This window comes from Bacteroidota bacterium (genome assembly GCA_016720935.1).
Classification (GTDB): domain Bacteria; phylum Bacteroidota; class Bacteroidia; order AKYH767-A; family 2013-40CM-41-45; genus JADKJP01.
On the sequence record JADKJP010000004.1, the window covers coordinates 154,570 to 180,669 of the forward strand.

Below are 26,100 nucleotides of genomic sequence, written 5' to 3' on the forward strand. Positions count from 1 at the left end.
GGTTCATCGGGACTGAGTACGCATGAAGTCTTTGATTTTCCTGGCAACTGTGAGAATCTGACTACGTGTCAGTTCCGGGAAGCTCGGTAAAATCAGGCATTGATGATTGAGAAGCTCAGCAACTTCGTTCCCTTTCGTATACTGACGAAGGTGAGCATGCTGATTGATCGGATAAAACATCGGGCGCGTTTCAATATTGTTTTCAAAAAGAAACAATTCGAGGTCACGCTTTTTCTGCTGGTTAAATTTTTCAAAACGCAGGGCGTACATCCACTGTGCATGCTCTGTATTTGGTTCTGTCTGTTGAAAACGGATCCCTTCTACATCTTTCAGCTCCTGCGTGTACAGATCAAATACTGCACGCTTTCTCTCACGGATTTCAGGCAGTATTTCAAGCTGACCGTAGAGTAAAGCAGCCTGGATATTGGTCATCCGGTAATTGTAACCCAGTTTGTCATGAATATAACGAACGCTCGACTGACCCTGGCCACGAACTGAATTCAGGTATTCGAACAACTCTTCATCTTGTGTAAATACGGCTCCGCCTTCTCCGCTGGTAATTGTTTTGTTACCAAAAAATGAAACGGAAGAAATGAGAGACTGTGTTCCTGAATAATGATTTTCATGTTTACCAAACAAGCCTTCGCAATTATCTTCCACGATGAGCATTTTTGGAAACTTCTTCTTCAGTGCCGGAACATTTACAATGTTACCCAGATTATGAACTACAAGAAAAGCTGTCTCCTCATCTGGAACCGGAATTTTATTGTGGTCTACATTCCAGGTGTGTTCATCCGCGTCAACGGTTATAAAATCAAAACCACCGGAAAATAAAAAGCTGTTCCATGCGGCAACATAGACATTGTTCGGGACAATAATTTTCCTGATGTGGGGATATTTGAATTTGAGTCCAAGGGCAAGCATGTGTGTAGCACATGTGCCATTGTTGACCATGATTACATATTTGCTACCGACAATTTCCTTTAGCTTTTCTTTGGCTTTATCGATGTAAACACCCTGTGAAGAAATCCAGGTAGAATCCAATGCATCGTGTGCATATTTCAGGCATTCTTTCGGCAGATAAGGTTGGTAGATGGGCAGCATAGTAAATCAATCACCGTTCATCCTGTATCCAGATGATTCCGGGCTAATTGCTATTACTCAATTTTGCCTTAAAAGTTACTAAAAAAGCCTGTCCCGTTATTCATTTCCGTGAGTTGAAACCCCTAAATTGAGGCTGAAACGGAGTTTTTCAAATGGATTTCCTCGTCTTTTTTCATCTTTTTTATAGCCTCATAGGTGAAGATGAAGAGATTCAGAACGTTGGTAAAAAGAAGTGCCAGTGACATCCCCGCGGCATGCATTTGAGGTACAAGGAACCATGCTGACAATGACCCAACCAAAATGGTAAACACGTAAACTTTCACTCTCATTTTCACCAGACCAAGACTTTGCACAAGCGGCAATACCCAGAAAGTACTTGCACCCAGTACAGAGCCAATCAGGAAATAATAGAATGGCTGAGCCGCTGCGCGGTATTCGATGCCATAGACTGTAACGATGATCCATTCGTTGAAGAAAAAAGCGAGGATCAGAAAAATCAGTGATGGAATCATCGCCAAAGAGGTAATCTTAAGAAGCATTCTTCGGATTTCCGGATAACGTCTTTCCGCGAGTAGTTTACTCAATTGCGGATAAATTGACTGGACCAAAGGGTCCGATAATGTGAATACAGAGAATGCGACTTTTTTAGCGACAGAATAAAAACCGACCTGTTCAGGATTCGACAAGGCTCCGAGTAAAAGTACATCGCCCTGAGAGATTACAGTTTTAAGTGAATTCCCTATGGAATTTCCAATAACAAATTTGGAGAACTTTTTCTTTTCATCTTTCACCAACAAACTACTGGCGTTGCGATGAGGCATCAATTCTCTTCTCAGTTCCCAAAATGCAAGCGCGTTACAAATGAATCCATTCAGGAAGCGTGTTAAAATAACTGCGACAAAAAAGATATTGAGATCACGGGGATAAAGGAACACCGCGACTGCTATCATTCCGGTTTCCACCACGTCCATGATCATCTGGATGATGGAACTGAGTTTGAATTTATAATACAAACGGAGAAGTCCTCTTGAGATGGAATTTACATAGGTAATGGCTGCGGCAATTGCATAGGCGATGATAAACCAATGAAGACCCGGTTTTTCAAAGAAAGTGGAATAAGAAATTAAACTAAGTGCGGCGATGAGTACAACGGAAGCGCCTGCCATGATGATACTGGTGACCAGGCTGCTTTTTACCATGGCCATCAACTTGTCGACCCTTTTTTCATCCTGATAAACTGCGCCGAATTTAATCAGGGCTGTACCGATATTGGGATTCAGGAATTCCTGGATGAGGGCAACAAAGGCGACAACAATCGCATAGGTTCCGTAAATCTCGGCTCCTAAACCACGCGCAATGACAACAGACCGAAGAAAGGCCAGTGCGGTACTAAAGAAGTTTGAAAAAAAAACCCAGGTGCTGTTTTTAAAAAGCGTTTTGCTTTCCTTGTCAAGTCTTTTTTTCAGGAACCTCATAGGAAAATAAGATATGCTCAGAGATCTAAAAAGTCCTCATCCATCCCGAAATCAAGCGGGTTTTCCTGGCTTACCTGGCTTACCCTGTTTTTCAGGTTTGTCTGGTTTATCAGAAGTTTCAGATTTAACCTGGCTTTTCTTTTTACGACCAAAGAACTTCTTTTTGTTACCGGTTTCATCCTCTTCGTAGTAACCATAGCCATTACCATAGCCGTAGCCATAACCGTAACCATAGCCGTAACCATAGCCATAACCATAAGGTAAACTTCCGGCTTTAACAGCGTTCAGAATAATACTCAGATTACGGATTCGACCATCTCTGTACATCTTATTAATGATATCCAGGTGATGCTTACGGGTAACATTTTGTCTGACTACGTAGACGGTTGAAGTAGCGTACTTCGAAAGCATCATTGCATCCGTGATCAGACCGATCGGCGGTGAGTCAATGATGATGTATTCGTAACGCTCTTTGAGAAAATTAATAAGGTCATCCATTTTGTCACTGAGGAGCAACTCGGATGGATTTGGTGGCTTCGGTCCGGAAAGGACGAAGTCAAGATTTTTAACATCAGAGACCTGGACAATATCTTCCAGTGTTGCTGCACCAATCAGGTAGTTACTTACACCCATTTCACTTTTCAGATCAAAGCGCTCAGGTGATTTTGGTTTGCGCAAGTCAAGCCCCAACAGCACAGTACGTTTTCCTGAGAGCGCGATAATCCCGGCGAGATTGAGCGCGCAGTAACTTTTTCCTTCAGCACTAACGGAAGAAGTAACGAGAACAGTTGTTACTTTTTTCGGATCCGGCTGAAAGTATTGCAAATTGGTTCGGATAGAACGGAATGCTTCTGCTATATAACCCTTGGGGTTATTATACACTGCAAGTTCCGCTTCAGCGTTACTCAATCCCACAATACCCAATAAAGGAATATTTGTAGAACGTTCAAGTGTAAGTCGGTCACGGATTTTATCATTCAATGCATCCCTGAAATAAGTAAAGCCCGCAGGAAGAACCAATCCAATGAGAATTGCGATCGCGAAAACTTCACTTTTCACGGGGCGAATCGGTCTTGAACTGGCATGTCCTCTGTCGACAAGTTTATTATCTGAAATGGTTGAGGCGAGGATAATTGCAGTCTCCGCTCTTTTTTGCATAAGGTAAGTGTACAGGCTGGCTTTCACTGTTCTTTGCCTGTCGATATTTACCATGACACGCTGTGACCCGGGGAGCAATTTAATCTTCGCTTCTACCCTGCTTAACTGAGCAGTAGCTTCTGTTTGTGAAGCTTTGAGACCGGCACGTATACTTTTAATATTTTCAAGCAGATCGCCTTTTGTGTTCTGGATCGCAAGATTCAGTTCCACCATTCGCGGGTTGTCGGGTGTCGCTGAACCCGACAGCATGTCTCTTTGTCCCTGCAAATCGTTCAATTGTGTGACGAGTTTCAACAGTAAGGCATCATCAATACCAATACTTGCCGGAGACATTCCTCTAAGATTCTTTTCTTCGCGAACGTAATTTTCCAGATAGGAAATGAAACTCAGTTTCAGGTCCAGTTCTGAAATTTTCGCGTCATAATTTTTCGCCGCATCAAGAAAGGAAGCCGCTTCCGCGGTAACATCGGTAATTCCTTTTTCGGAACGGAAACGTTCGTATTCGCCTTCTACTTCGTCAAGATCTTTTGAAATCAGCGCGAGCTGTTCATCGATAAATACCAGGGAATTTCTTGCCAGTTCATTTTTTTCTTCGATGTTGCTGCGCAACCAAACTTCAACCAGTTTATTGATAAAATCGACCGCCTTTTCGGGCACAGGATCTTCAAGGGTAAGACGGAGAATTGAAGATTGCTTATTGGCAATTGAAATATCAATTGCTTTTTGATAGCGATCAATCAGACCATCTTCTGTATTGAAACGAATGATAAAATTCCGTTTATCGTAATCCGGATTTTTATAGGCCGCGTTATTGAAAAAGTCTTTTTTATCAAGAGAATAAGCACCTAACTGATTGATTACTTTCTCCCCGAACAAATGGGTTTCTTTGATCTCTTTTCCTTCACGCGGGTTAAAAAAAGCAAGTTCATATTTAGAATCGCTAATGATATGGATTTTCACCGGAATTGTATATGCGAAAAACCTCAGGGTATCGTATTTGAACCGGAAAGGGCAATTGTTATACAATTCACTGGTTTTCAAATTTCCTTTGAGGAAATATGTCACTCCAAAATTCAGATCATTAACTGTTTTAGAAACCAGTGAACGGGATTTCAGTACTTCAATTTCATTCTGAATATTTCTGTCGGTGGTAAAATCATCCAACTGTTTGAGGATGTCTGCCGCGTCGGTAGTGCTTTTGGGCTGCTTGACCATCACCAATCCATTCGCGCTATAAACAGGAGTTACATACCAACTGTAATAATAAGCAAACAGTAAGGCAAGCACCATACTGATCAGGTAGAGATACCAGAATCTTACCACATAATTGAAAAAGAAATGCATCAGGTTTAGCCCCTGATCATCCGGTTCGATTGGTTCCTGTGGTGTGGTTACAGTTTGATTCATGTCGGCAATTGGCATTAAATGCTATACTATTTGAAAATTGAATAGACAGCAATAAGGGAAACAATACCTCCGAAGACAACCGGAAGTACACGATAATAATTCTGTGCGAGAAACTTCTTTTGTTTAGTTGGCTCTACGTACACAATATCGTTGCAATGCAGATTATAATATGGAGAATTGAATAATTCCCGATTGGTAAGATCAACAATTCCAAATTCCTTCTTTCCATCCTTTTCACGGATCACCATTATGTTTTCACGTACACTAAACACTGTAAGATCCCCTGCCAATGCAATAGCTTCCGGCAACGTAACTTTTTCATTCGGGACTGTAAAAACTCCGGGATGAAGTACTTCGCCCATTACTGTTATTCTGAAATTCCGGATATTCAATTTTACTGATGGGTTGATCAGGTATTTCACCAATTTGCTGATGATTGTATCTCTTGCTCCGGCTGAAGTAAGTCCTGAAACTTTCACATCTCCTACCAATGGTAATTGGATATTTCCTTTTGTGTCGACCAGGTAACCGTTTGCCATGGAATTGGCATCATCCGGTTTTTCGATATAATTAAAATATTTACTTGCCTCCAGACTAATACTGGCTACATATATAGTCAGGATGTCGTTCGGTTGAATCACGGCCATATAACCCGTGTCCTGGAATGTAGCAATGGTATCCTGATGATTTATGTTTTGAAAATACACCATCCGTTTTTGCGGTATGCATGAAAACATAAGTCCGATGGACAGTACCGTAATGAAATGTCTGATTGTCTTCAATTTCTTTTCTAAATAATTTCAAAGGGGAACAAAAAGATTCCCGCTTAACAAAACAGTTTACTCCTTTCATACTAATTTGTTTCAGGTCTTCCCCCCTTTTTCTTTTTAATCAAAAAAAAAGCCCCCCGCTGATGACGGGGAGCTTTGTTAAAGTATTAATAATCTGATTATTGCAAGAGTAATGGATATTTGTTAATTCCGGATTCAGGACTTTCCAAAATCACCATATACAAACCTGCTGACAGATCTTCAACATCAATTTGCTGTACGTTAATTCCGGACGAAGCGTTAATAATCATTGATTTGATAATTCTTCCTGTCTGATCCATAACTTTCATATTCACATCCTGTGCGCTGGAAGCATTGAAACTAACATTGAATAAACCATGCGCCGGATTCGGATAAACTTTCGTTTCCATTGTATTTGAAGTAGTCACAGTTTGTGCAAGACGGCAGGACATCACTACAGGTAAAGTTCTTGTACCAGAGTTTCCACATCCATTGGTAGCTTTCACACCGATGCTACCTGCATTTGCACCCCACAGAATTACTGCAGTAGTACTAATTGTTGGTGTTCCTGTAAGAACTGTGGCTCCAACCGGCACAAATACCTGATAGAAAGAAGCACCAGGAACAGACGGCCAGCTGTATACTTCTGTTGAACCTGCACAAACATCTGTTGAACCACTGATGGTTCCGGGTGTACCCGGGTTACCGAAGAGGTTTACACAACGACTGTAACCGTTACCACAACTATTCACTCCGCTAACGCACAATTGTCCGGAAACGAAATTTGAAGGGAATTGCAAGGTGATGGTGTTGGACGTAGGCGGACTCAAAGAGATTACACCGGAAGGGAGGCTCCAGGAATAACCTAAAGTCGCACCAGCCAATGAAGGAATGCTGTATTGATAAGTTTGTCCGCATACACCGGTTGTAGGATCACCGGTAATATTTCCAGGAGTTGGCAATTTGCTTGTGCCAATTGTTTTACAACGTTGAGCACTATTACCGAGCGGTGAACCGCAAGAGCTAACAGCAACAACACATACACTACCGGATGTGAACGCGGAAGTAGCATTTACAGTTGCACTTGTTCCTGATCCAACGATGGAAAGACCTGCACCGGAAACGGTCCAAATGTAAGAAGCCGCTCCAACGACAGGGGAAATATTATAGACAGAAGATGTACCCGGGCAAATGGTAGTAGAGCCACTGATTGCTCCCGGTAAAGCAGGCGCTGCTGTGATACTCATGCATCTGCTGCTTCCTGCATAACCACAGGATGTTTTTGCATACACACAGAGTTGACCTGAAGAGAATCCGCCACCAAATGTAACATTGACGTTTGGAACCGTTGTAGTAACCGTTGAGCCTGCACCATTGATGGACGCGCTACCGGTAATAGTCCAAACATATTGCGCGGCACCGTCTACCGGGTTCACACTATATCCTAATGTTGTAGATGGACAGCCGATCGTTGATCCAAGAATTACAGATGGAGAAGAAATTGTTGCACGAATCCAGTGACATTTTGTATTGGCGCTGGTACCGCAAGGATTCGCCCCTGCTACACATATATTCCAACCTGATATTCCTGTTGCAGGAAGTGCTGTAAAACTAAGTGTGACAGTTGTTGAGACAGAGCTGACAGTTCCGGACTGCCCATTGATAAGTACACCTGCCGGAGCTATCCAACTATAAGAAGTGGCACCAGGTACAGTGGCACAGGTAATGGTTGCGGTTCCACCAACACACCCGCTTGCAGGCGCGTTAAGAATCGCAATTGGAGAAGGCAAAGTATTTATTCCCGTAACAGTTGCAGATACACATGCTGAATTTCCGCAGAGACCCTCTGCTCTCACAAAGTATGTATGTATTCCAAGAGTTGCGATAGTTACTGAAATGGAAGTGCCATTTCCGATTGGTGAACCGGCCGCACATCCTCCTTCATACCAAACCCAGTCAGCAGCAGTTCCAAGTGCTCCACCTACGACAGTAAGCGTAACCTGAGAGCCAAGGCATTGAATAGATGCGGAAGTATTGATTGAAGAGGCTGCAGAGGACACAATACCTGTTGTAACAATTGTTGCTGAAGCTGTTGTTGAACATCCATTCGCATCGGTTACAGTATAGGAATAAGTACCTGCGGTTAATCCGTTAACAACTCCGGTTCCTGTATAAGGACCTGTACCGCCAGTGGCAGTTACATCGATACTTCCATCAGAAGAACCGATACAAGTTTCATTGGTCAATACAGAAGCTGAGGCAACAAGAACTGCAGGCTCTGTAATTGTTACAGAACAAGAAGCGGTACATCCATTAGCATCTGTTACAGTATAGGAATAAGTACCGGCTGAAAGTCCAGTGAAGGTTCCCTCACCGCTGTATGGAGTAACACCACCGGATGCACTTACAGAAGCAGATCCGTCTGTACCACCATTACAGGAAACATTTGTAAGGACAGTGCAGGTTGCTACCAAAGCAGCAGGTTGAGAAATAGTTACTGTACAGGAAGCCGAGCAACCATTCGCATCAGTAACGGTGAATGTATAGGTATCCGCGGAAAGACCGAGCATGACTCCAACCCCGCTATAAGGGCCAACTCCGCCTGACGCACTTACCGAAGCTGATCCATCACTACCACCATGGCAGGAAACATCTGAAACAAGTGAGCAAGTTGCTACAAGGGCTGTTGGTTCTGAAACGATAACAGTACAGCTGGTTGAGCATCCGTTCGCATCAGTTACTGTTAATGTATGTGTACCCGCACTGAGACCGGAAATTAACCCGGCACCTGTATAAGGCGCAGTTCCTCCTGTAACATTCACGTCAGCAGAACCATCTGAACCACCGTTACAGGAAACATCAGAAACCAATGTACATGTTGCCTGAAGTACTGCAGGTTCAGTGATGGTAACTGAACAAGATGCAGTGCATCCGTTTGCATCAGTGATATTATATGAATATGTACCCGCAGCAAGTCCGGTGAATGTTCCGGTGCCTGAGTACGGCGAAGTACCGCCAATTGCAGAAACTACAGCCGACCCGTCACTTCCTCCATTGCAGGATACATTTGATACAACAGAACAATTCGCCACAAGTACAGCAGGTTCTGAAATAGTAACGGAACAGGATGCTGTGCATCCATTGGCATCAGAAATATTATAAGTATAGGTACCAGCAGCAAGTCCTGTAAATGTTCCTTCTCCGGTATAAGGAGCGCTACCACCGGACGCTGTTACGCTTGCTGAACCATCAGACAATCCATTGCAGGAAACAGTTGAAACAACAGAACATGTCGCGACAAGTGCGGAAGGTTCAAGAATTGTAACTGACCCACTCGCTGTGCATCCCAGTCCATCAGTAACAGTAACAGAATAAGTTCCTGCGGCTAGACCTGTGGCAGTCGCTGTTGTTTGTCCATCAGACCAGGCGTAGGATACATATGAACCATCACCACCTGAAGGAGTTACCGTTGCAGTTCCAAGGGTTGCGCCATTACATACATTATCCGTTTGACTCATTGTCAACACAAGATCCGGGTTGATTGACACAACTGATTCGAAGGATGTAGAACATCCATTTGCCAAAGAAGCTGAAACTGTATAAGTTGTATTTGTAATCGGAGAAGCATTCACTGAAGAACCTGTTGAGGTATTCAGTCCGGTTGCAGGAGACCAAGCGTAAGAAACCGGCTGAGTCACATTGAAGCGAACGCTGTTTCGGGAAGAATAGGAGTAGTTCATTGTTCCGGAAAACCCATCAACAGCAGTAGCAGTGACGTTATCAGCACGATAGAAGTTGGTAGCCGTATATCCAATACCTGTATTAAAAGATGCAGTGTTCGTCGTTAAGCTTCCAGTATTATTATTGCTAAAATTAAATTCAAGCAGCAGGGCACTGGTACCGTCCCAAGTAATAGGAGAACTGAAGGTAATAGTATTCAGGCCTACAGAAGGTGTGACCGACTGAGGGCCAAAAATTGTTTGCCATCCTGTTGTGACAGGTGTTGTAGACAAGGCTATTATTGAACTTGACAATTGGTATTTCACCCTATAGTTCAACAATGCATAAGATGTATTCGCAGAAGGAAGATTGATAGTGATCGAATTAATTTTAGATCCATTCACCAGTCCCAGAGCAGTTAATTCAGATGCTCTCCACATCGTTTGCTCCTTGCTTCCGCCATAATAATTCTGCATTGGATTAGGTCCAAGTGAAGAGCCCGTGGTCAATCCGTTAGTTGTTGAAGTTCCTGTACCGGAGGTGAAGTTCATGGTTACACTTCCACCTGCAGCGGTAAGATTCGTGGTTCCTCCCGGGCAAATAGTAATAGCCGCCGGAGAAGCTGTAACTGCACCAGGAGTTACAAGTACGGTTGCAGTAGCCGTAATTGTGCTTCCGGTACATCCTGCACCGGAAGTTGGAGTTACAGTGTACACTGCAGTTCCGGTTGGAATGTTGACCGCTGTTGAAAGACTTTGAGCAATTGCTGTTCCTGATCCTGAACTTGCACCTGTAACATTCGTTTGAGTGACGGTCCATGTAAAATTCGTTCCGGATACTGCACTTGACAGAGCAAAACCTGTTGTGCCGCCACTGCAGATCGATTCAGATGAAGGTGCTACAACCGCTACAGGAACCGGGTTTACGGTAATGTCGGCAGTGAATGTATTTCCTGAACATCCATTTGCAGTAGGTGTTACCGTATATGTTGCAGTACCCTGAACAGGTGCACTTGTTGAAAGTGTTTGATTGATAGAAGAGCCACAAGATGACACACAATTACTTCCTCCTGTCAGACCACTCAATGAAACAGTCCAGTTGTAGGATGTACCACTAACCGTACTGCTCAGAGCAATTGCAGGTCCCGTTGCTGAGCAAATTGTCTTTACCGAAGGTGTCGCGGTTCCAACAGGAATCGGATTTACGGTCATTGTTGCCGTGAAATTATTTCCTGTACAAGAAGCAGTTGCCGGTGTGATTGTATAGGCCACAGTTCCGGGAGTATTACCGGTGGAACTGATCGCATCGGCAATATTTGTTCCACAAGAGGATGGGCAGGCAATCCCTCCTGTTGCATTTGTATTTGCAACTGTCCATGTAAATGATGTTCCTGATAAAGTACTATTCAGGTTTATATTCGTTGTCCCTGATGCACAAAATGATTGTGTTGATGGAGAAGCAGAACCAACGGGTTTAGGATTTACAGTTACAGATACAGTTAGTGTATTTCCTGCGCAGCTGTTTGCTGTTGGGGTTACTGTATATGTAGCTGTACCAGCAACAATTCCGCTTGCGGTTAATGTCTGGTTAATGGTTGATCCACAAGAAGAACTACAATTGCTTGCTCCCGTAACTCCACTTTGTGAAACAGTCCATGCATAGCTTGTTCCTGAAACAGTACTGCTAAGACTAACACCTGGTCCACTTGCACTACAAATTTCAGGTGCAGTATTGCTTGCTGAAACCACAGGTTTCGGACGCACTGTGATTGTTGCGGTGAATGTTGCACCTGTACAGGATGCTGTTGTTGGAGTAACAGTATATGTAGCTGTTCCGCTGCTTGTGCCGTTCACATTTGCCAGAGCCTCAGCAATACTTGTTCCACATGGTCCAGCACAATCAGCGGCTCCGCTGACATTCGATTGCACAACTGTCCAGGTGAAAGAAGTACCAGCGACGGTACTGTTCAAATTGACTGCAGTTGTTCCGCTTCCGCAAAGTGTTTGGGTAGAAGGAGAAGCAGATCCAACAGGAGTGGAATTAACAGTGAGTGAAGAAGCACTGGTACCAGTTCCACCGGGGCCTGTCACAGCAACGGTACCGGATGTTGATGCGTTCGCAACAGTACATGTAATCGTCGTCGAATTGACAACTGTAACACTTGTTGCAGCAGTACCATTGATGCTAACCCCTGTTGCACCTGTAAAACCTGTTCCAGTAACAGTTAACTGAGCACCGGTACAGATTGGAGACGGGCTGAAGCTTGTAACATCAGGAACATTGTAAACACACAATGAACCATTAAGAGTACCGAGACCATTACTGTTTCGTGCTATACGTACACGATAGGTTGTACCGATTGTAGTGGTTAAGGCAGAAATTGTTTCATCTCCAGAAGATCCGTTGGCATTAGCACATCCGACCAATGTCAAAGATCCACAAGCGCCTGTATAAACAGCAAGCAACGGATCCCGGTTTGAGTTGTTATTAAAATAGATCGTTGTTTTGATACTCGTTGCAACAAAATAATACCAGCCATCCCTGGAAAGACCGGAAAGACATCCGGAGGCACTTGGATCATTTACCGTTGCATCGTTAACATCCTGGTTGGATGTACAGTTACCAACAGTGATTTGTTGTGCACCGGAACAGTTGGTGGAGATTGTTTGCGCTGACAGTCGATTCTGACTGATAACGAATAAAACTACGATGGGCAACCAACGTAATCGTGTAATTTGTAGAATGTGGGGGTACATGTGTTTCAAGTATTTAGGGGTTTATTTTTCTTGTTGAAGGGCAAAATAGGTCTGGCGTCTACTGATTTTCAATTATTTTACACGAATTCCCATGATTTTAAGGGTAGCCGACCCATTATTGTTGGTGAACAAGCACATTAACATTTACTAAATTCACTTATTTCTTGGTCAGTTTCCTTTCCACATCGCGGATACAGCAAGCCAAATATGTTCGTGATCTGAAGGAAATCTTCTGAATTCTCAAAATACTACACTGTACAATTTCCTTTTTATAATGGACAGGAAATGAATACTATTTCCATTTTAAAAAGCAATGAAAACACTCGAATGATTCAGGCCTCTCAGATTTCTTCATCTTTCTGCCAGAAGAATGCCTGAATTGTAACAAATATAAGCTCCTGAAACCCGCTCTACTAGCGGTTTTTGGCCAAACATCATTTTTAGTTGGTAAATAGACCCCCGGAAAGCCACATTTAACAATGGTTTCAGAGGATTGACGAATTTCGGGATTTTCATATAGCCCAAAAACCCCTGTCAATTAAGCCTTTCGGAGACATAGACTTAAAACGATCACAATAAAAAATAAAATTTTCCAGGTTCATCCAAAATCTTTTTCATAAAAAAAAACAGGGTTTGATTCTCATGATCAAACCCTGTTTTAGAAAATTGTATTCCGGAAAATTTATTGAAGCATCAGAGGATATTTACTTATTCCCGATTTACTTTCCAATACAACAAGATAAACTCCCGGTGCAAGATCACTTGCATCCAGTTGTTGCAAATTAACTCCTTCAACGGCATTGATCTGTTGTGTTCTTACAATTCTTCCTGTCTGATCAACAATACGAAGATTGAAGTTTTCAGAAGTTGAAGTTGTAAAGCTGACATTAAATGAACCGTGAGCAGGATTTGGATAAATACTGGTTTGAATACTATTCGACTCATTTATTGTTTGTGCTGTACGACATGAAATTGTTACAGGCAGTGTTCTTGTTCCTGAAACTCCGCAGCCATTAATCGCCTTCACTCCCACATTACCTGAAGTAGATCCCCATGTAATTACAGCCATAGTATTTACTGTCGGGCTACCGGTAAGAACAATACTTCCCGCGGGAACAATTACCTGGTAGGATGTAGCACCCGGAACTGAAGGCCATGTATAAACTTCCGTAGATCCAACACACACACTGGAATTTCCTGAAATAGCAGATGGTGTTCCAGGATTTCCAAAGACATTAACACAACGTGTGAAACCGTTTCCACAAGCATTGATACCATTGGCACAAATGGTTCCTGAGACGAAGTTAGAAGGGAACTGTAAAGTTATAGAGTTGGAATTAGAAGGTCCTATAACAGTTACACCTGCAGGTATAGACCACAGATAACCACCGGTTGCACCGGAAATAGATGGTATAGAATATTGGTATGTTTGTCCGCAAACTCCCGTTGTAGGATCACCCGTAATATTTCCCGGTGTAGCCAATTTACCTGTACCAATCGTCTTACAACGTTGAGCGCTGTTTCCAATCGGAGAACCGCAGGCACTGACTGCAACGACACAGACACTTCCGGAAGTAAATGCGCCGGTAGTTGTCACAGTTGCACTGGTTCCTGAACCGACAACAGATACACCTGCCCCTGTCGTTGTCCACAAATAAGAAGCGGCTCCGGCAACAGGGCTGATTGAATAAGTTGAACTGCTTCCGGGGCAAATTGTTGTTGAACCGCTAATTGCTCCTGGTAATCCAGGGGCAGTAGCAATTGTGAGACAGCGGCTAGCTCCTGAATAACCACAAGATGTTTTTGCATAAACACACAATTGACCGGTTGTGAAACCTGCCCCAAAGTTGACAGTAACATTTGGAACTGTCGTTGTTATGGTTGTTCCTGCTCCATTTAATCCGGCAGTGCCAGAAATCGTCCACACATATTGTGCGGCACCATCGACAGGAGTTACACTATAGTTTCCATTTGTAGAAGGACATCCTACTACTGAACCAACAATAGGTGATGGAGTTGAAATGGTAGCGCGAATCCAGTAGCATTTTGTATTAGGACTTGTACCACAAGCATTAATTCCTGAGACACACACATTCCATCCACTGATACCAGTTGGTGGAAGAGCTGTGAAAGTAACAGTCACAGTAGTTGACGCTGTGATTACCGGTCCTGCCACACCATTGATCAACACACCACTTGGAGCGGTCCATTGATAAGCTGTTGCTCCTGCTACAGACGAACACGTTACTGTTCCGCTTCCTCCAATACATCCGCTAACGGGAGCTGAAAGTATTGTGATAGGTGCAGGTAGAACTGTAATTCCATCTACACTTACAGAAGCACAGATCGTTGTTCCACACAATCCTTCTGCTCTTACGAAATAACTGTGGGTTCCAAGTGTGGTAACAGGCACGGAAATACTTGCTCCTGTTCCTATAGGAGTACCAGCACCGCACCCTCCTTCGAACCAAACCCAGTCAGCACCAGTACCCAGACTACCACCTGTAACCTGGAGTGTAACATTACCGCCCAGACAAATTTCGGAAGCTGAAGCTGTTGCTCCGCTCGGATCAGTAGAAGGAACACAATCCGTTCCTACTGTAGTTGTGCAAGAAGTTGTACAACCATTTGCATCAGTTACAGTGTAAGTGTAAGTACCTGCAGCAAGACCAGTATGCAAACCATCATTAGAATAAGGAGCTGTTCCGCCCGTTGCAAGAATGCTAACACTTCCATTGTTTGCTCCTGGATAAGTTTCATTTGTTGGAGTACAAACAATACTTAATACCGTAGGTTCAGAGATTGTTACTGAACAAGAAGCTGTGCAACCGTTAGCGTCAGTGACTGTATAGTTATAAGTTCCAGCAGCAAGACCAGAGAAGGTTCCTTCTCCTGAATATGGAGCTGTTCCACCGGATGCGCTTACTGAAGCAGAACCATCAGTTCCACCGTTACAAGTTACATTTGAAACAACAGAACATGTTGCAACAAGGGCAGCAGGTTCAGAGATTGTTACTGAACAAGAAGCTGTGCAACCATTGGCATCGGTTACTGTGTAATTATATGTTCCGGCAGAAAGTCCTGTGAAAGAACCCGTGCCTGAATATGGACCGGTACCTCCTGAAGCGCTTACTGATGCGGCTCCATCGGAACCGCCATTACAAGATACATTTGAAACAACTGTGCAAGTGGCAACCAGTGCTGCAGGTTCTGTGATTGTTACAGAACATGTAGCGGTGCAACCGTTAGCATCAGTAACAGTAATCGTATTTGTTCCTGCTACTGCTCCGGCATAACCACCGGTTCCGGTATATGGTCCGGTACCGCCGCTGGCGCTCACGTTAAAGGCACCATCAGAACCGCCATTACAAGATACATTTGAAACAACTGTGCAAGTGGCAACCAGTGCTGCAGGTTCTGTGATAGTAACTGAGCAAGAAGCAGTGCATCCATTTGCATCGGTTACTGTGTAAGAATATGTTCCGGCAGCAAGTCCTGTGAATGTTCCTTCTCCTGAATAAGGTCCAACTCCGCCGGATGCGCTTACTGAAGCTGATCCGTCTGAACCACCATTGCAGGTAACATTAGAAACAACAGAACATGTTGCAACCAGTGCAGCAGGCTCTGTGATAGTAACTGAACAGGAAGCTGTACAACCGTTTGCATCGGTTACTGTGTAATTATATGTTCCGGCAGAAAGACTAGTGAAAGTTCCTGTACCGGAATAAGGTGAAGTACCACCGGATGCACTTACTGATGCGGATCCGTCGGTTCCTCCATTACAAGATACATTGGAAACAACTGAACATGTTGCAACCAATGCAGCTGGTTCAGTGATGGTCACTGAACATGTAGACGTGCAACCGTTAGCATCAGTTACAGTAATCGTATTTGTTCCTGCTACTGCTCCGGCATAACCACCGGTGCCGGTATATGGTCCGGTTCCGCCGCTTGCGCTTACATTGAAGGCACCATCAGAACCGCCATTACATGATACATTCGAAACAACAGTACAAGTAGCAACCAGTGCAGCAGGTTCAGAGATTGTTACTGAACATGAAGCTGTGCAACCGTTAGCGTCAGTTACTGTATATGAATATGTTCCTGCAGCAAGACCAGAGAATGTTCCTTCTCCGGAATATGGAGCTGTTCCACCAGAAGCGCTTACTGAAGCAGAACCATCGGTTCCACCGTTACATGAAACATTTGAAACAACTGAACAAGTAGCAACAAGTGCAGCCGGTTCAGAGATTGTTACTGAACAAGAAGCTGTACAACCGTTTGCATCAGTGACTGTGTAAGTATATGTTCCGGCAGAAAGACCAGGGAATGTTCCTTCTCCTGAATATGGAGCCGTTCCACCAGAAGCGCTTACTGAAGCTGATCCGTCTGTTCCACCATTACAGGTAACATTTGAAACAACAGAGCAAGTAGCAACAAGTGCTGCAGGTTCTGTGATAGTAACTGAGCAAGAAGCAGTGCAACCGTTTGCATCAGTGACTGTGTAATTATATGTTCCGGCAGCAAGTCCTGTGAAAGAACCGGTTCCTGAATAAGGTGCTGTTCCACCCGATGCACTTACTGAAGCAGAACCGTCGGTTCCTCCATTACAAGATACATTTGAAACTACTGAACAAGTAGCAACCAGTGCTGCAGGTTCTGTGATTGTTACTGAACATGTAGCGGTGCAACCGTTAGCATCAGTAACAGTAATCGTATTTGTTCCTGCTACTGCTCCGGCATAACCACCTGTTCCGGTATATGGTCCGGTTCCGCCGCTTGCGCTCACGTTAAAGGCACCATCGGATCCACCATTACAAGATACATTGGAAACAACTGTGCAAGTGGCAACCAGTGCTGCAGGTTCTGTGATTGTTACAGAACATGTAGCGGTGCAACCGTTAGCATCAGTAACAGTAATCGTATTTGTTCCTGCAACTGCTCCGGCGTAACCACCGGTGCCGGTAAATGGTCCGGTGCCTCCGCTGGCGCTCACGTTAAAGGCACCATCGGATCCACCATTACAAGATACATTTGAAACAACTGTGCAAGTGGCAACCAGTGCTGCAGGTTCTGTGATGGTCACTGAACAAGTAGCTGTACAACCGTTTGCATCGGTAACAGTATAAGAATATGTTCCTGCAGAAAGTCCTGTGAATGTTCCTTCGCCTGAGTACGGAGCTGATCCGCCGGATGCGCTTACTGAAGCTGATCCGTCTGAACCACCATTGCAGGTAACATTAGAAACAACAGAACATGTTGCAACCAGTGCTGCAGGTTCTGTGATTGTTACAGAACAGGAAGCTGTGCAACCGTTCGCATCGGTAACAGTGTACGAATAGGTTCCGGCAGCAAGACCGGTAAATGTTCCTTCCCCTGTGTATGGAGTTGTTCCACCCGAAGCACTTACTGATGCTGATCCATCTGTTCCTCCATTACAAGTAACTTGAGAAACAACTGTGCAAGTTGCTACAAGTACTGCAGGCTCAGTAATGGTCACTGAACATGTAGCGGTACAACCATTAGCATCGGTTACTGTGTAATTATATGTTCCGGCAGAAAGACTGGTGAAAGTTCCTGTACCGGAATAAGGTGAAGTACCACCGGATGCGCTTACTGATGCGGATCCGTCGGTCCCTCCATTACAAGATACATTTGAAACAACTGAACATGTTGCAACAAGTGCTGCAGGTTCTGTGATAGTAACTGAACATGTAGCGGTGCATCCGTTAGCATCAGTAACAGTAATCGTATTTGTTCCTGCTACTGCTCCGGCATAACCACCGGTTCCGGTATATGGTCCGGTACCTCCGCTGGCGCTCACGTTAAAGGCACCATCAGAACCGCCATTACAAGATACATTTGAAACAACAGAACATGTTGCAACAAGTGCTGCAGGTTCTGTGATTGTTACAGAACATGTAGCTGTACATCCGTTGGCGTCAGTTACAGTAATCGTATTTGTTCCTGCAACTGCTCCGGCATAACCACCAGTTCCGGTATATGGTCCGGTACCGCCGCTGGCGCTCACGTTAAAGGCACCATCAGAACCACCATTACAAGATACATTGGAAACAACTGTACAAGTAGCAACCAGGACTGCAGGCTCAGTGATGGTCACTGAACATGAAGCTGTGCAACCGTTTGCATCAGTGACTGTGTAGTTATAAGTTCCGGCTGCAAGACCAGAGAAGGTTCCTTCTCCTGAATATGGAGCTGTTCCACCAGAAGCGCTTACTGAAGCAGAACCGTCGGTTCCACCATTACAGGTAACATTGGAAACAACTGAACAAGTGGCAACCAGTGCAGCAGGTTCAGAAATTGTTACTGAACATGAAGCTGTGCAACCGTTAGCATCAGTCACTGTGTAGTTATAAGTTCCTGCAGCAAGACCTGTGAAAGAACCGGTTCCTGAATATGGAGCGGTACCACCAGAAGCGCTTACTGAAGCGGAACCATCGGTTCCACCATTACAAGATACATTGGAAACAACAGAACAAGTAGCAACAAGTGCAGCAGGTTCAGAGATTGTTACTGAACATGTAGCGGTACAACCATTAGCATCAGTTACTGTGATGGTATTAGTTCCTGCTACTGCTCCTGCATAACCACCAGTTCCGGTATATGGACCGGTTCCGCCGCTTGCGCTTACGTTGAAGGCACCATCAGAGCCACCATTACATGATACATTTGAAACAACTGTACAAGTAGCAACCAGTGCAGCAGGCTCAGAAATTGTTACTGAACAAGAAGCTGTGCAACCATTTGCATCAGTGACTGTGTAGTTATAAGTTCCTGCAGCAAGACCTGTGAATGTTCCTTCTCCGGAGTACGGAGCAACACCACCGGATGCACTTACTGAAGCAGAACCATCGGTTCCGCCGTTACAGGTAACATTGGAAACAACTGAGCAAGTAGCAACCAGTGCTGCAGGTTCAGAGATTGTTACTGAACATGAAGCTGTGCAACCGTTAGCATCAGTGACTGTATAGTTATAAGTTCCTGCAGCAAGACCTGAGAAAGAACCGGTTCCTGAATATGGAGCGGTACCACCGGATCCACTTACTGAAGCGGAACCATCGGTTCCACCATTACAAGATACATTGGAAACAACTGAACAAGTAGCAACCAGAACTGCAGGTTCAGTGATGGTCACTGAACAAGTAGCGGTACAACCGTTAGCATCAGTTACTGTGATAACGTTTGTTCCGGCAACTGCACCCGCGTAACCACCTGTTCCGGTATATGGTCCGGTTCCGCCGCTTGCGCTTACATTGAAGGCACCATCAGAACCGCCATTACATGATACATTCGAAACAACAGTACAAGTAGCAACCAGTGCAGCAGGTTCAGAAATTGTTACTGAACATGAAGCTGTGCAACCGTTGGCGTCAGTTACTGTATATGAATATGTTCCTGCAGCAAGACCAGAGAATGTTCCTTCTCCGGAATATGGAGCTGTTCCACCAGAAGCGCTTACTGAAGCAGAACCATCGGTTCCACCGTTACAAGATACATTGGAAACAACTGAACAAGTAGCAACAAGTGCAGCCGGTTCAGAGATTGTTACTGAACAAGAAGCTGTACAACCGTTTGCATCAGTGACTGTATAGTTATAAGTTCCTGCAGCAAGACCAGGGAATGTTCCTTCTCCTGAATATGGAGCCGTTCCACCAGAAGCGCTTACTGAAGCAGAACCGTCGGTTCCGCCATTACAGGTAACATTTGAAACAACTGAGCAAGTAGCAACCAGTGCTGCAGGTTCAGAGATTGTTACTGAACAGGAAGCTGTGCAACCGTTTGCATCAGTGACTGTGTAATTATATGTTCCGGCAGCAAGTCCTGTGAAAGAACCGGTTCCTGAATAAGGTGCTGTTCCACCCGATGCACTTACTGAAGCAGAACCATCGGTTCCACCGTTACAAGATACATTGGAAACAACTGAACAAGTAGCAACCAGGACTGCAGGCTCAGTGATGGTCACTGAACATGTAGCGGTACAACCGTTAGCATCCGTTACTGTGATGGTATTAGTTCCTGCTACTGCTCCTGCGTAACTACCGGTTCCGGTATATGGTCCGGTTCCGCCGCTTGCGCTTACGTTGAAGGCACCATCAGAACCACCATTACAAGATACATTGGAAACAACTGTGCAAGTTGCTACAAGGACTGCAGGTTCTGTAATTGTCACTGAACAAGAAGTGGTACAACCATTAGCATCGGTAACAGTAATTGTGTTTGTTCCAGCTACGGCTCCGGCATAAGCACCCGTTCCTGAATATGGTCCGGTTCCGCCACTTGCGCTAACGTTAAAGGCACCATCAGAACCACCATTACAAGAAACATTGGAAACAACTGTGCATGTTGCTACAAGGACTGCAGGCTCTGTAATTGTCACTGAACAAGAAGCGGTACAACCGTTGGCATCGGTAATTGTGTATGAATAAGTTCCGGCAGCAAGACCTGTGAATGGTCCTTCGCCTGTGTATGGAGCTGTTCCACCGGATGCGCTCACTGATGCGGATCCATCGGTTCCTCCATTACAAGTAACATGTGAAACAACTGAACAGCTAGCGACCAGTGCCGCAGGTTCATTGATAACAACCGTGCAGGTTGCTGTACAACCATTCGCATCTGTGACAGTAAGAGTTTGTGTACCCGCGGAAAGTCCGCCTACAAGTCCTGTTCCTGTGTAAGGACCTGTTCCACCTGAAGCACTTACTGTGGCTGATCCATCATTTCCTCCGTTACAGGTAACATCTGAAACCCATGTGCAGGAGACAGACAAGGCAGATGGCTCAGTGATTGTAACTGTACAAGTAGCGGTACAACCATTAGCATCGGTAACAGTAATTGTGTTTGTTCCAGCTACGGCTCCGGCATAAGCACCTGTTCCGCTATATGGTCCGGTTCCGCCGCTTGCGCTAACGTTAAAAGCACCATCAGAACCACCGTTACAAGATACATTGGAAACAACTGTGCATGTTGCTATAAGGACTGCAGGTTCTGTAATTGTCACTGAACAAGAAGTGGTACAACCATTAGCATCGGTAACAGTAATTGTGTTTGTTCCAGCTACGGCTCCGGCATAAGCACCCGTTCCTGAATATGGTCCGGTACCGCCGCTGGCGCTCACGTTAAAGGCACCATCGGATCCACCATTACAAGATACATTGGAAACAACTGTGCAAGTAGCAACCAGTGCAGCAGGTTCTGTGATTGTTACAGAACAAGTAGCTGTACAACCGCTTGCATCGGTAACTGTATAAGAATATGTTCCGGCAGAAAGTCCTGTGAAAGTTCCTTCGCCTGTATAAGGTCCAACTCCGCCGGATGCGCTTACTGAAGCTGATCCGTCTGAGCCACCATTGCAGGTAACATTTGAGCCAACAGAACAAGTGGCCACTAATGCAGAAGGTTGATTAATCACTACAGTGCACGTCGCGGTGCAACCATTCGCATCTGTGACAGTAAGGGTTTGCGTTCCCGCTGAAAGTCCGCTTACAAGTCCTGTTCCTGTGTAAGGTCCAGTTCCACCCGAAGCGCTTACAGTTGCAGAACCATCATTTCCTCCGTTACAGGTAACATCTGAAACCCAGGTGCAGGATGCAGACAATGCAGATGGCTCTGTAATTGTCACTGAACAAGAAGTGGTACAACCATTAGCATCGGTAACAGTAATTGTGTTTGTTCCAGCTACGGCTCCGATATAACCACCTGTTCCGGTATATGGTCCGGTTCCGCCGCTTGCGCTAACGTTAAAGGCACCATCAGAACCACCATTACATGATACATTAGAAACAACTGTGCAAGTTGCTACAAGTACTGCAGGCTCTGTAATTGTTACAGAACATGAAGCGGTGCAACCGTTAGCATCAGTAACAGTGTATGAATAGGTTCCGGCTGCAAGACCGGTAAATGTTCCTTCGCCTGTAAATGGAGCAGTTCCACCGGATGCGCTCACTGATGCGGATCCATCGGTTCCTCCATTACAAGTAACATGTGAAACAACTGAACAAGTAGCAACCAGTGCTGCAGGCTCTGTAATTGTTACAGAACAAGAAGCTGTGCAACCATTAGCATCGGTAATAGTGTATGAATAAGTTCCGGCTGCAAGACCGGTAAATGTTCCTTCGCCTGTATATGGAGCTGTTCCACCGGATGCGCTTACTGATGCGGATCCATCGGTTCCTCCGTTACAAGTAACATGAGAAACAACTGAACAAGATGCAACAAGTTGTGTCGGTTCTGATACTACTACTGAATTGCTGGCGGTGCATCCCAATCCATCCGTAACTGTTACAGAATAAGTTCCGGCAATAAGTCCGGTTGCTGTAGCAGTAGTCTGACCATTGGACCATAAATAACTGACAAAACTTCCATTTCCACCTGTGGGATTAGCTGTAGCTGATCCGTTCGTTCCACCATTGCAACTCACATTGGTACTAGTGAATGAAATCGAGATCGCCGGGTTAATGGAAACAGAGGATGTCGCAGTTGAACTACAACCATTCGCAAGTGTTCCACTGACTGTGTAAGTTGTTGAAGAAGCCGGACTGGCAACAACTGTTGTTCCGGTTGAAACATTCAAACCGGTAACCGGAAGCCAGGAATAAGAAACCGGCTGAGTCACGTTAAATTGAACATTATTTCTTGAAGAATATGAAAAGTTCACAGTACTCGAAAAAGCATCAACGGATGCCGCGGTAACATTGTCCGCACGGTAGAAGTTTGTAGCCGTATAGCCTATTCCAGTGTTGTATGTTGCCGTATTGAGCGTGCCTGTACTACCGGTATTGTTGTTACTAAAATTGAATTCTAAAATTAAAGCACTTGTACCATCCCAAACGATCGGAGAACTAAAAGTGAACGTATTTATACCTGAAACCGGAGTATAACTTTGAGGACCATAGATTGTTGTCCAGCCTGTGGTGATTGGCGTTGTCGAAAGTGCAGTTACAGAGGAAGATAATTGGTATTTGATCCTATAATTCAAAAGGGCATAAGTGGTACCCGCAGTGGCAAGGTTAATAGTGATTGAATTTATTTTAGATCCGTTCACCAGGCCTAAAGCGATTAATTCGGAAGAACGCCACATAGTTTGTTGTTTGCTTCCTCCATAATAATTTTGAAGCGGATTCGGGCCCAATGTGGAAGCACTTGTATTGGATGTTGTCGTCGATGAACCAGTTCCTGATATGTAGGTTATTGCTACTGGTCCACCCGAAGCATTAAGCGAAGTATTTGCTCCAGGGCATATTGTTATTGACGAGGGTGATACTGAAACAGCAGTTGGTGAAGCAAGTACGGTTGCCGATGCAGTAATAGTGCTTCCTGTACATCCTGCACCTGATGTCGGAGTAACAGTATAAACTGATGTTCCTGATGCTGCATTTGCTGCAGCTGAAAGCGTTTGAGCAATTGATGAGCCTGAGCCGGCTGTAGCGCCAGTTACATTTGTTTGAACAACAGTCCATGCAAAATTTGTCCCGGCAACGGTACTTGTCAATGCAAAGCCTGTTGTTCCCCCTCCACATATCGTCTGACTGGAAGGAGTGGAAGTAGCCACCGGCACAGGATTTACTGTTATATCCGCAGTAAGAGTGCTGCCAGGACAACCATTCGCAGTTGGTGTCACAGTATAGGTAGCGGTTCCCTGCACCGGAGAACTGGTAGTTAATGATTGATTGATACTTGTTCCACAAGAAGAACTACAGTTGCTGCCTCCGCTAACTCCGCTTTGAGAAACTGTCCAGGTATAGGATGTTCCGGAAACGGTGCTACTTAATGCAATAGCCGGTCCGGACACCGAACAAATTGTTTTTGTGGAAGGGGTGGCTGTACCGGTAGGAATCGGGTTTACTGTCATTGTTGAGGTAAAAGTATTTCCCGTACACAATGCAGTTGCAGGAGTGATTGTATAGGTTACGGTACCGGGTGTATTGCTAGTAGAACTAATCACATCAGCGATATTCGTTCCACAGGCAGAAGGACATGCGGCACTGCCGGTTGCATTGGATTGAGCTATTGTCCAGGAATAAGAAGTTCCGGCCACCGTACTTGACAGATTAATATTGGTGGTGCCTGATCCACAAAAAGCTCCTGTAGAAGGAGTCGCGGTTCCAACCGGTTTCGGATTTACAGTTACAGTTACTGTAAAAGTATTTCCGGCACATGAACTTGCAGTTGGTGTGACAGTATAAGTAGCGGTACCGGCAACGGCGCCGGTAGCTGTTAGTGTTTGATTGATGCTGGTTCCACATGAGGAAGAACAAGTACTACCTCCACTCACTCCACTCTGTGAAACTGTCCAAGTGTAGGCTGTTCCGGCTACAGTACTGCTCAATGCATCAGCAGGTCCTGTACCCGAACATATTGCCGGGGTGGAATTAGCTGCAGAACCCACAGGTTTTGGATTGACAGTAATCGTAGCCGTAATCGGACTACCTGTACACGAAGCAGTTGCAGGTGTAATTGTGTATACTGCGGAACCGGATGTAGTTCCGTTTATATTTGAAAGAGATTGAGCAATACTGCTTCCACAAGCAGAAGCACAATTTGAACCACCGCTGACATTTGTTTGAGCGACTGTCCATATATAAGATGTCCCACCAACAGAACTGCTCAATGCGACAGAGGTCGACCCTGATCCACACAGCGTTTGAGTCGACGGAGTGGCGGTAGCAACCGGAGTTGAATTCACAGTCAGTGACGATGCGCTGGTACCTGATCCGGTACCATTGGTTACATTGATGGTACCGGTTGTCGTACCTGCCGCAACAACTGCGGTAATGGATGTTCCACTGACAACGTTGAAACTTGTCACAGCTGTTCCATTAACAGTAACGGCTGTTGTACCTGTAAATCCTGAACCTGTAATTGTTATTGTCCCACCTGTACACACGGGGCTTGGTGAAAAGCTGGTGATACTTGGCAATTCATTCACACAAACAGAACCATTCAGATTCGTTGTCGTTCCTGAGATCCGAAGTATACGGATTCGATAAGTACTTCCTACACTTGTATTCACAATAAGTAATTCGTCACCACTACTTCCAGTTGCATTTACGCAACCTATTGCGGTCAAACTCCCGCATGATCCTGAATAAACAATTATTCCGGCATCACGGTTTGAATTATTAAAAAAATCAACCTGAGTCCTTGCTGACGTTGCCACAAAATAAAACCAGCCATCACGTGTTGGCGAGGTGATACACCCGCTGGCATTTGGATCATTCACAGTCGCATCACTTACATTCTGATTTGTCGTACAATTGCCAACAGTGATCTGACTTGCTCCACTACATGTTGCGGAAATAGTCTGAGCTGCGGAGAAATCCGACAAGCCCAAAACTAAGATACTAATCCATACAATTTTTGTTACAATCTTGCTCGGGGGAGAGTACAAGTTTTTCATAATTTATAATTTATTGATCTATTTTTATCATAGCAAAAATCCGTATCCCAAAAGGACATGGATTTATTATTGAAACATTGCATTTTACTTTCCTGCAATTGCAATCTTTATTTTGAAAACTGAGTCATTCCTGATATTTGGGACGGAAATATATCTCCTACCCCCACCCTTCCTCAATTTATCTTGTCCACATGCCTTTATGAAGTGGTGAATGCAAGTAATTGAATGGCTAACCACAAGCACAAATCCCGTATTTATTCACATTTGAAGGG

General features: G+C 44.7%; 6 protein-coding genes. All 6 read right to left on the reverse strand.

Going from position 1 to position 26,100, the window contains the following annotated elements:
• Positions 1 to 3: 3 nt before the first annotated feature.
• Positions 4 to 1,104 carry a DegT/DnrJ/EryC1/StrS aminotransferase family protein gene (locus IPP86_04740; GenBank protein ID MBL0137824.1) on the reverse strand — a complete coding sequence of 367 codons (1,101 nt, stop codon included), beginning with the start codon at positions 1,102 to 1,104 and terminating at the stop codon, positions 4 to 6.
• 122 nt (positions 1,105 to 1,226) lie between these two features.
• Complete coding sequence (locus tag IPP86_04745) at positions 1,227 to 2,579, reverse strand: oligosaccharide flippase family protein (GenBank protein MBL0137825.1); 1,353 nt, start codon at positions 2,577 to 2,579, stop codon at positions 1,227 to 1,229.
• Positions 2,580 to 2,630: 51 nt separating this feature from the next.
• Positions 2,631 to 5,144, reverse strand: a complete 2,514-nt coding sequence (locus IPP86_04750) for a polysaccharide biosynthesis tyrosine autokinase (protein ID MBL0137826.1) — start codon at positions 5,142 to 5,144, stop codon at positions 2,631 to 2,633.
• 26 nt (positions 5,145 to 5,170) lie between these two features.
• Positions 5,171 to 5,926: a polysaccharide biosynthesis/export family protein gene (locus IPP86_04755; GenBank protein ID MBL0137827.1), complete on the reverse strand. Its 756-nt coding sequence runs from the start codon at positions 5,924 to 5,926 to the stop codon at positions 5,171 to 5,173.
• A 167-nt stretch (positions 5,927 to 6,093) separates the two neighbouring features.
• On the reverse strand, positions 6,094 to 12,411 hold the full coding sequence (locus IPP86_04760) for a T9SS type A sorting domain-containing protein (protein MBL0137828.1): 6,318 nt from the start codon (positions 12,409 to 12,411) through the stop codon (positions 6,094 to 6,096).
• Between the two features lie 682 nt (positions 12,412 to 13,093).
• On the reverse strand, positions 13,094 to 25,828 hold the full coding sequence (locus IPP86_04765) for a T9SS type A sorting domain-containing protein (protein ID MBL0137829.1): 12,735 nt from the start codon (positions 25,826 to 25,828) through the stop codon (positions 13,094 to 13,096).
• Positions 25,829 to 26,100: the final 272 nt, after the last annotated feature.

What these genes read in the sequence shown, in the direction of transcription:
- IPP86_04740 (MBL0137824.1), bottom strand. Translation starts at nt 1,104, where the DNA reads ATGCTGCCCATCTACCAACCTTATCTGCCGAAAGAATGCCTGAAATAT.
- IPP86_04745 (MBL0137825.1), bottom strand. Translation starts at nt 2,579, where the DNA reads ATGAGGTTCCTGAAAAAAAGACTTGACAAGGAAAGCAAAACGCTTTTT.
- IPP86_04750 (MBL0137826.1), bottom strand. Translation starts at nt 5,144, where the DNA reads ATGAATCAAACTGTAACCACACCACAGGAACCAATCGAACCGGATGAT.
- IPP86_04760 (MBL0137828.1), bottom strand. Translation starts at nt 12,411, where the DNA reads ATGTACCCCCACATTCTACAAATTACACGATTACGTTGGTTGCCCATC.
- IPP86_04765 (MBL0137829.1), bottom strand. Translation starts at nt 25,828, where the DNA reads ATGAAAAACTTGTACTCTCCCCCGAGCAAGATTGTAACAAAAATTGTA.